Annotated in this window: 9 protein-coding genes; 4 read left to right on the forward strand and 5 right to left on the reverse strand. The window is 68.1% G+C overall.

Annotated elements, in window-relative coordinates:
• The 4 genes from JHN63_RS41325 to JHN63_RS41340 all read left to right on the forward strand — a co-directional run.
• The coding region (locus tag JHN63_RS41325) for a chitinase (RefSeq protein ID WP_200690270.1) at positions 1-944 on the forward strand (944 nt) is incomplete at its 5' end.
• A gap of 264 nt (positions 945-1,208) precedes the next feature.
• Positions 1,209-2,507 carry an ABC transporter substrate-binding protein gene (locus JHN63_RS41330; protein WP_200690271.1) on the forward strand — a complete coding sequence of 433 codons (1,299 nt, stop codon included), beginning with the start codon at positions 1,209-1,211 and terminating at the stop codon, positions 2,505-2,507.
• Positions 2,504-3,484, forward strand: coding sequence for a carbohydrate ABC transporter permease (locus JHN63_RS41335; RefSeq protein WP_200690272.1), 981 nt, complete (start codon positions 2,504-2,506; stop codon positions 3,482-3,484). The genes JHN63_RS41330 and JHN63_RS41335 overlap by 4 nt, the downstream gene beginning before the upstream one ends.
• Positions 3,481-4,374 (forward strand): carbohydrate ABC transporter permease, encoded by an 894-nt coding sequence (locus JHN63_RS41340; protein ID WP_200690273.1) that lies wholly within the window; start codon positions 3,481-3,483, stop codon positions 4,372-4,374. The genes JHN63_RS41335 and JHN63_RS41340 overlap by 4 nt, the downstream gene beginning before the upstream one ends.
• A 36-nt stretch (positions 4,375-4,410) precedes the next feature.
• On the opposite strand, the gene JHN63_RS41345 is transcribed toward JHN63_RS41340, so the two are convergent.
• From JHN63_RS41345 to JHN63_RS41365, 5 genes are all read right to left on the reverse strand, one after another.
• A complete protein-coding gene (locus JHN63_RS41345) occupies positions 4,411-5,088 on the reverse strand; it encodes a hypothetical protein (protein ID WP_200690274.1) in 678 nt (225 codons plus the stop codon).
• Between the two features lie 129 nt (positions 5,089-5,217).
• Positions 5,218-6,189: an NAD(P)-dependent alcohol dehydrogenase gene (locus tag JHN63_RS41350; RefSeq protein ID WP_200690275.1), complete on the reverse strand. Its 972-nt coding sequence runs from the start codon at positions 6,187-6,189 to the stop codon at positions 5,218-5,220.
• Between the two features lie 34 nt (positions 6,190-6,223).
• A complete protein-coding gene (gene hutH / locus JHN63_RS41355) occupies positions 6,224-7,747 on the reverse strand; it encodes a histidine ammonia-lyase (RefSeq protein ID WP_307782107.1) in 1,524 nt (507 codons plus the stop codon).
• A gap of 56 nt (positions 7,748-7,803) precedes the next feature.
• On the reverse strand, positions 7,804-8,007 hold the full coding sequence (locus JHN63_RS41360; protein WP_200690277.1) for a DUF397 domain-containing protein: 204 nt from the start codon (positions 8,005-8,007) through the stop codon (positions 7,804-7,806).
• Positions 8,008-8,018: 11 nt separating this feature from the next.
• Positions 8,019-8,900 carry a helix-turn-helix transcriptional regulator gene (locus JHN63_RS41365; protein WP_200690278.1) on the reverse strand — a complete coding sequence of 294 codons (882 nt, stop codon included), beginning with the start codon at positions 8,898-8,900 and terminating at the stop codon, positions 8,019-8,021.
• Between the last annotated feature and the right edge of the window lie 240 nt (positions 8,901-9,140).

The following is a 9,140-nucleotide window of genomic DNA, read 5'->3' on the forward strand; positions in this document are numbered from 1 at the left end:
CGGCCACACCCACCCCGACCCCGACTCCGAGCAGCGGCACCGGCACCACGGCCGGCGCGGGCTTCGCCCCGTACGTCGACACCTCCCTCTACCCCGCCTTCGACCTGCTCGCGAACGTCACCGCGACCGGCGTGAAGAACTACAACCTCGCCTTCATCACCGACGGCGGCGGCTGCACCCCGAAGTGGGGCGGTGTGTCGGATCTCGCGAGCGACGGCGTGGCCGCCCAGATCGGCGCGCTGCGCGCCAAGGGCGGCGACGTACGGGTCTCCTTCGGCGGCGCGTCCGGCTCCGAGCTGGCGACGACATGCGGTTCGGCGAGCGCGCTGGCGAGCGCCTACGGCAAGGTCGTGGACGCGTACGGCCTCACCAAGGTCGACTTCGACATCGAGGGCGCGGCGCTGCCCAACACGGCGGCCAACACGATCCGCGCCCAGGCGATAGCCAAGCTCCAGCAGCAGCACCCGAACCTGGACGTCTCCTACACCCTCCCCGTGATGCCCGAGGGTCTGACCCAGGACGGCGTGAGCCTGTTGTCCAATGCCAAGTCCAACGGCGTGAAGATCAACACGGTCAACATCATGGCGATGGATTACGGACCGGCGTACTCCGGAAATATGGGAACGTACTCACAGCAAGCGGCTACTGCCACACAAGCCCAAGTCAAGAGTGTTCTCGGGCTCTCTGATGCCGCTGCATGGAAAGCGGTTGCAGTGACGCCCATGATCGGTGTCAACGACGTGTCATCGGAGGTCTTCACGGTCGAGGATGCGAACGGGTTGGCCACCTTCGCGAAAGCGAAGGGTCTGGGTGGACTCTCGATGTGGTCCGCGACCCGTGACAAGCAGTGCCCCGGCGGTGCCAAGCCCACCGCGGACGCGACCTGTAGCTCCGTCGTCCAGGGCGCGTCCGCCTTCACCAAGGCCTTCGCGGCCTTCCAGTAGGCGCCCCACGGGCCCCAGGAGTCCCTTGCGGACCACGTGACCCGGAATCCCCGGAGCGAACGTGTGGCCACTCGGCCGCACGTTCGCTCCTTTTGCTCCTGAGTGTCGATTACGTTTCGACAAATGAAGGCGACGGGTGTTGACGCATGACCAGACATAGGACTGTTATTACGCCACCGTGTTTGGTCGCGTTGGTTTCTGGTCGGTTACGACGACCTGGGGCGTGGCGCATTCCGGCCGAACCCTGTCCGTCAGGAGCCGTTCATGCCCGACTTCTCCCTCCCTGCCGCCAGCCGCCGCTCCGTCCTGCGCGGGATAGGCGGCGCAGCCGTCCTCGGAGCCGGCATACCCCTGCTGAGCGCGTGCGGCAGCAGTGGTAGCTCGTCCGACCCGAAGACCGTCAGCCTCGGCTCCAACGCGTCCGACGCGGTGCCGAAGAAGGCGTTCGCGAGCGTCTACGCGGACTTCAAGAAGACCTCCGGCATCACCGTCAAGGTCAACACGAAGGACCACAACACCTTCCAGGAGCAGATCAACTCCTACCTCCAGGGCACGCCGGACGACGTGTTCAACTGGTTCGCCGGGTACCGCATGCAGTTCTTCGCGGCCAAGAAGCTCGCCACGTCCATCGACGACGTGTGGGCGAAGATCGGGGACAACTTCCCCGACGCGATGAAGCAGCTCAGCAAGGGCGAGGACGGCAAGTACTACTTCGTGCCGCTGACCACGTACCCGTGGGCGATCTTCTACCGCAAGAGCGTCTTCGCGGACAAGGGCTACACCGTCCCCACCACGTGGGACGAGCTGGTCGCCCTGTGCAAGAAGATGAAGAGCGACGGACTGGTCCCGATCGCCTTCGGCGACAAGGACGCCTGGCCGGCGATGGGCACCTTCGACCAGATCAACTTCCGCCTCAACGGCTACGACTTCCACAAGTCCCTGATGGCCGGCAAGGAGGCGTGGACCGACCCCAAGGTCAAGGCGGTCTTCGACCACTGGGCCGAGCTCCTCCCGTACCACCAGGACGGCTTCATGGGCCGCACCTGGCAGGACGCCGCCCAGGGCATCGTGTCGAAGAAGTCCGGCATGTACCTCCTGGGCTCCTTCGTGGCCCAGCAGTTCACCGTCAAGGCCGACCTCGACGACCTCGACTTCTTCCCCTTCCCGGTGATCAACACCGCGTACGGCCAGGACACCGTCGAGGCGCCCACCGACGGCTTCATGGTCAGCAAGTCCCCGAAGAACCACGACGGTGTCGTCAAGCTCCTGGAGTACCTGGGCACCCCGGCGGCCGAGCAGCTGTACCTCAAGACCGACCCGAGCGTGGTGGCCGCCTCCAGCAAGGCCGACACCTCGGCGTACTCGCCGCTCCAGAAGAAGGCGTTCGACATGATCGGCGCCGCCAAGAGCCTCACGCAGTTCATGGACCGCGACTCCCGGCCGGACTTCACCTCGACGGTGATGCAGCCCGGGCTCCAGAAGTTCCTCCAGAACCCCAAGGGCGTCGACAGTCTGCTGACCTCGATCGAGCGCCAGAAGAAGACGATCTTCGCCTCCTCATGATCTCCGAGACGACTACGACGAGCCCGGAGGCGGACGCCGTTCCGCCTCCGGGCCCCGCGCCCGAGAACAAGCGGGTCCAGCAGGGCGCCAAGCGCCTGCTGACCCGCCGTGACCGCATCACGCTCGCCTTCATGGCGGGCGTGCCGACGGTCCTGCACGTGGCCCTGGTCTGGGTCACCGCCCTCGCCTCGATCCTCCTGGCCTTCACGTCCTGGGACGGCATCGGCTTCAGTTCGATCAAGTGGGTGGGGCTGGCCAACTTCAAGGAGCTGTTCAACGACAACCCGCAGTTCTGGCCTGCACTCGAGCACAACGTCATCTGGTTCGTCGTGCTCATCCTGCTGCCGACGCCCTTCGGCCTGTTCCTGGCCGTCCAGCTGGACAAGAAGATCCGCTTCAGCCGCGTCTACCAGACCGCGTTCTTCCTGCCGGTCGTCATGTCGCTGGCGGTCACCGGCTTCGTCTGGCAGCTGATCTACAACCCGGACACCGGTCTGATCAACAGCCTCATCGGGGCCAACAAGCCCGGCCACTACATCGACTGGATCGGCGACCCCAAGCTCAACCTGTGGGCCGTCCTGATCGCCGCGTCCTGGCGGCACGCCGGCTACATGATGATCCTGTACCTGGCCGGTCTCAAGGGCGTCGACCCGTCCCTGCGGGAGGCCTCCGCACTGGACGGCGCGAACGAGTGGCAGACGTTCAAGAACGTCATCTTCCCGACCCTGCGGCCCACCAACACGGTCGTCCTGGTCGTCACCATCATCGAGTCGCTGCGCGCCTTCGACCTGGTCTACGTCTTCAACAAGGGCGCCCAGGGCACCGAGCTGCTGTCGATCCTGATCACCAACAACATCATCGGTGAGTCCAGCCGGATCGGCTACGGCTCCGCGATCGCCGTCGTCCTGCTGGTCATCTCCCTCGTGGTCATCATCCCGTACCTGATCGCGACCTTCCGGAAGGAGCGGCGCGCATGACCACCCCCACCGCCGCACTCGGTCTGAAGCAGCGCACCCCGCTCCGCCCGGCCCGGGTCCTGCTGCACACGTTCCTCGTCGTCACCTCGCTGGCCTGGCTCGCCCCGCTGCTGTGGGCGGTCTACGCGGCCCTGCGCCCGTACTCCGAGACCAGCAACAAGGGGTACGTCTCCTGGCCGGACAAGCTGAATTTCGACAACTTCAAGAACGCGTTCCAGCAGTCCGACATGATCCACTACTTCGTCAACACACTGATCATCGCGGTCCCGGCCGTGCTGCTCACGCTGCTGCTGGCGTCGATGGTCGCGTTCTACGTCAGCCGCTTCGACTTCCGGCTGAACATCTTCCTGCTGCTGGTCTTCACGGCCGGCAACCTGCTGCCCCAGCAGGTCATCATCACCCCGCTGTACCGCATGTACCTGCTGATCAACCTTCCGGGCATCACGGCGAGCGGCAAGCTCTACGACTCCGCGCTGGGCCTGGTCCTCATCCACGTGGCGTTCCAGTCGGGCTTCTGCGCCTTCGTGTTGAGCAACTACATGCGGATGCTGCCGGACGAGCTGACCGAGGCGGCACTGGTCGACGGCGCGTCGGTGTGGCGGATGTACTGGCAGATCGTGCTCCCGCTCTGCAAGCCGGCGATGGCGGCCCTGGCCACCCTCCTCTCCATCTGGATCTACAACGACTTCTTCTGGGCGATCGTGCTGATCTCGACCGGCGAGAACATGCCGATCACCTCCGCCCTGAACAACCTCTCCGGCCAGTACTTCACCGACCCCAACCTGGTCGCCGCGGGCGCCCTGCTCACCGCGATCCCGACCCTGATCGTGTACTTCGCGCTCCAGCGCCAGTTCGTCAGCGGCCTCACACTGGGCGCCAACAAGGGCTGACGGGCGGGGTTTTCAGAAAGGCTGACGAGGGGGTCTTCAGAAGGGGCCCGGCCCGCCGAACCCACCGGGTCCCCCCGGCCCACCGCCGAACATCCCACCGTGCGGCCCGTGATGGTGGAAGCCGTCGAACAGCGCGTCCGCGAGCAGCATGCCCCCGACCCCGGCGGCACCCGCGACGAGGGCGGTCTTCCACCAGGGAGTGCTGTACCAACCCCCGGGCATGGAACGGCCGTTGACGACCCCTCCCGGGTAGTAGTACGGCGTCCCCGTGCCGGGCCGCGCGGACGCGGTGTACGTCCGCCCGCCGACCGTGACCTGTCCACCGGCACCCTGCGCGGGCAACTCGGGCCCCGGGTCGAGCCCCAGCGCACCGCGAGCGGTCCGGATGTGATGCAGCCCCTCGATGGCGGTCTGGGTCACCAGCCCGTACTGCAACGGCGAGTAGGCGACGGCGAGTTGCCCCTCGGCGGCCCGGTGCCGCTCGGCGGCGTCGGCGAGGGCCTGCCGGGCGGCGGTGTTCCCACCCGCGTCGAGCGTCGACAGACTCCCCCCGAGCCGCTCCACCCAACGGGCGGCCTCCGCCGCGGCGTCGGCATCGGCGTCGCCGCCGCCGTCGTACCCGAATCTCGAACTCCCGCCCCCGGCCTGCCGCTTGCCGAAGGCGGCCGCTCCGGCGACGATCAGGGCCAGCAGCACCACCACGATGAACAACACGACGTCCTCCCGTCCGTCCGCACCGGGATCGGATCACCCCGTACACGGGGATTGGACGCCTCGGGGCTGAGAGCGTGCTGCGGGCCGTCTGAGGGGCGGCTGTGAGGGCGAAGTCGCGGGCGCGGAGGGTCAGTCGGGCGGTACGACGGCGATGACGACGTTGCCGACCTTCCGCCCGGTCTCGACGAACTCGTAGGCGTCGACGATCCGCTCCAACGGGTACCGCCGGTCGACGACCGGCCTGAACTCTCCCGAGGCCAGCAGGTCCCCGAGGTGCCGCACGATCTCCTGGTCCTGCTTCGGAACGGGGAACCTCACCTTCCTGCCGCGGAACAAGGGTGTGACGAGCGGCAGGAGCACGTTCTGGCACCAGGGGCCCAACTCCGAGAACAGATAGGTCCCGTGGGGTTTCAGCAGCCGCCGGCAGCGGCCGAACGTGCTCTTGCCGACGGCGTCGAAGACCGCGTCGTAGCGCTGCTCGTCCCGGGTGAAGTCCTGGGCGGTGCGGTCGACGACCCGCTCCGCGCCGAGGCCCTTCACCAGCTCCAGATGCGCGGTGTCGCACACCGCCGTCACGGTGGCCCCGCGCTGCTTCAGGAGCTGCACGGCCGCCGAGCCGATGGCGCCGGTCGCGCCGTAGACGAGGACGTCCTGTCCGGACCGGATGCCCGCCTTCCTGACGAACGCGAGCGCGTAATGCGCGCCCTCGGTACCGGGAGCGGCCTCCTCGAAGGTCAGGCCGGTCGGGATGGTCGCGACGGGGCCGTCGTGCGGAACTGCCAGGTACTCGGCGTGAGTTCCGAAGGCGCCCTCGTTGTACCCGAACACCCGGTCGCCGACCGCGAAGGACGAGACACCGGCGCCGACCGCTTCCACGACCCCCGCGTACTCGGTCCCGAGCACGGTCCGCCGGGGCCGGGACAGCCCGGTGAGCAGGCGCATGAAGAAGGGGCTGGCCGCACGGTAGGCGCAGTCCGTCCGGTTGACCGTCGTCGCGTGCACCTTGACCAGAAGGTCACGATCTCCGATCGAGGGCTTCTCCACCTCGGCGACCCGGACCACGGCGGGCGGTCCGTACCGGTCGTGCACCGCTGCCTTCATGGGGCGAACCTTAACGGCAACGCGCCGGCCGCCGTCACCGCGCCAGCGCCCCCACGACACCCTCCACGACCCGCAACGCCTCACCGTTCCGCACGAGTTGGGCGATGTGCTCGATGTCGGCGTGGAACACGCGGTCCTCGTCGACGGTCGGGACGGTCTCGCGGATCCGGGCGCGCAGCGCCTCGGCCGCGGGGGAGGGGGTGAGCGGCGCGAGGAGGTCGAGGGCCTGGGCCGCGCACATCAGCTCGATCGCGAGGACGTAGCCGAGCTTGCGGGTTGCGCGGTAGGCCTTCAGGGCCGCCAAGTAGGCGTTGCTGACGGCGTCTTCCTGGTTGGCGGAGGTGGTGACGTTGTCGGCGGACGCGGGTATCGCCAGGCCGCGCAGTTCCATGGTCAGGGCGGCGGCCGTGTACTGCGCGATCATGTAGCCGCTGTCGAGGCCGGGTCGCGGTGCCAGGAAGGCGGGCAGCTCGCTGAAGTTGCTGTTGACCATGCGGTCGGTACGGCGCTCGGAGACCTTGGCGAGGACCGTCATCGCGTTGACCATGGTGTCGGCCTGTATCCCGACGTACGTGCTGTCGCAGTTGGCCCCGCTCAGCGCCACCCCGTCCTCGCCCTCGGGATGGATGACGGGGTTGTCGCCCACGGAGTGGAGTTCCTCGACGATGACCTCCCGGGCCTGCGCGAGCGCCCGCTTCGCACCGCCGTGGATCTGCGGGACGGCGCGCAGGGAGAGGCTGTCCTGGAGCCGGTGGTCGAGAAACGCGGAGCTGACCGCGCTCGCGTCGGTCAGCCGTCGTAGGTTCTCGGCGACGGCGGCCTGCTCGGGATGCCGCTTGCGCTCCTGCAACCGGGCGTCGTAGGCGCGGACGGTCCCCTTGAGCGCCTGTACCGACAGGCTCGCCGCCACGTCGGCCGTGGTCGCCGCGACTCCGGCGTCATGGGCGGCGAGGACGGCGATCGCGGTGACGGAGTGCGTCCCGTTGGTGAGCGACAGCCCCTCCTTGCAGGCGAGCCGGGCAGGCTGCTCCCCGATCCGGGCCAACGCCTCGGCGCCGGGGAGGAGTTGGCCGTCGTACGACGCCCGCCCCTCTCCGAGGAGTACGAGGGCCATGTGGGCCTCGGGGGCCAGATAGCCGACGGAGCCCTCGCCGGGGACGTGTGGGGTGACGCCGGCGTTGAGCATGCGCCGGATCAGTTCCAGGGTCTCGAACCGGATGCCGGAGTAGCCCTCGCCGAGGCCGACGAGTTCCATCAGGGCGATGGCGCGGACGATCTCGGTGGGCAGGGGTTCGCCCACGGACACGGCGTGCGAGCGGACGATGTTGCGCTGGAGTCGCTCGGCGTCCGCCGGGGCGATGACCTCGGTGACGTTGTCGCCGAAGCCGGTGGTGACGCCGTAGACGAGGCGGTTCTCGGCGAGGAAGCGTTCGACCAGCGCGCGGGACTTGTGGACCCGGTCGACGTAGGTCGCGTCGAACTCGACGCGGGCACCGTGGCGGGCGACCGCGACGAACTGCTCGACGGTGATCGGCTCCTGGCCCAAGGTGACCGTCACGGCCGCCTCCCCGCGCTTGATGTGCATCCATTCACTTGCGTTGCGAATGAATCACTTTATTTACGGCTTGGCAAGGGCGGGAGGGACTTCAGCGTGTGGAGGAGGGTGGCGAGGGTGTGGGGTGTGAGCGTGGCTATGTGGTCGGGGTGGTCGCTCTCGCGGAGGTGGATGTGGGGGCCGGGTGCGGTTGCCGCCAGCTCCACGCACTCGCCCTCGCCGCCGGTGCTGAACGACGACTTCTGCCAGACGAGGTGGGGCATGGCGGGTCCTCTCACAGGGCGTACATGACGTGCTGGATCAGGCTCAGCGAATCGCGTGACTCGTGCGACTCCGGCGCCGATTCCGGGTCGACCGGCGCCAGCGCCAGCTCCGAGAGTCGCTCGAACATCTTGGCGTACTCGTCGAGTTGCTCTCCATCCCGCAGGAAGAGGGAGGTGGTCGGATGCTCCAGGTAGACCGTGTCGAGTTCGGGGGCCCCGCCGCCGAAGAGGACGAAGGAGCGGGTGTGCGCGGAGTAGACGCCGGCTTCGAACGGATAGACCTGAACGGTCACGTGGGGAAGCCGGGACACCTCCATCAGCCTCACCAGTTGCCTGCGCATGACGGCAGGGCCGCCCACCCGTGTGTGGAGTGCGGACTCGTGGATGACGGCGCGGTACGTGACGGGTTCGGCGCCGGTCAGTACGCGCTGGCGGGCCAGGCGGAACTCGGCGTAACGGTCGGCGTGTCGAGGGGCTGACTCGGTGGCGGTCAGTACGGCTCGGGCGTACTCGTCGGTCTGCAACATCCCAGGGATCACGAGGGGGTTGTGGGTGCGCAGCACGGTCGACCGGGACTCCAGCTCGGCCAGGTTCCGGGCCGCCGGGCCGATCGTGTCGTTGAACTCGTCCCACCACCCCTTGCCGCTCTCCTGGGCCATCGCCATGATCCCGTCGAACAGCGGGCCGGGCGGGCAGTCGTACTCGCGCAGCAGCTTGTAGAGGCGGTTGCGTGAGACGTCGATGCGGCCCGCCTCGATGTTGCTGATCCGGGTGCGATCGGCGTCGAGCAGCTCGCCGGCCCGGTCGCCGGACAGCCCGGCGCGGTTGCGCAGCTTGCGGAGCTCCAGTCCGAGCCGCCGCTGACGTTCGCTGGGGTTGTTCCTGGGTGGCATGAGCGACCTCCTCCGGGCAGTGTGCACAGCCGAACTCCCGGGGGTCACAAGGTTGTTCGGCAGCCACCCACAAGGGTGAAGCGGGGCGGAAACGGTTGCAACTCCCGGAACGGGTTCCCTACCGTCGAAGACAACCGCGTCACCCGCAAGTACCCCCGCCCTCAAGCCACTTGGCAACGAGGACCCGGACCTGGTCACCGCGTGAGCGCATCCCATGCCGAAGGAGCCCCGCCCATGGCC

It is taken from the genome of Streptomyces sp. MBT65, from assembly GCF_016612545.1.
In the GTDB taxonomy this organism is placed as follows: domain Bacteria; phylum Actinomycetota; class Actinomycetes; order Streptomycetales; family Streptomycetaceae; genus Streptomyces.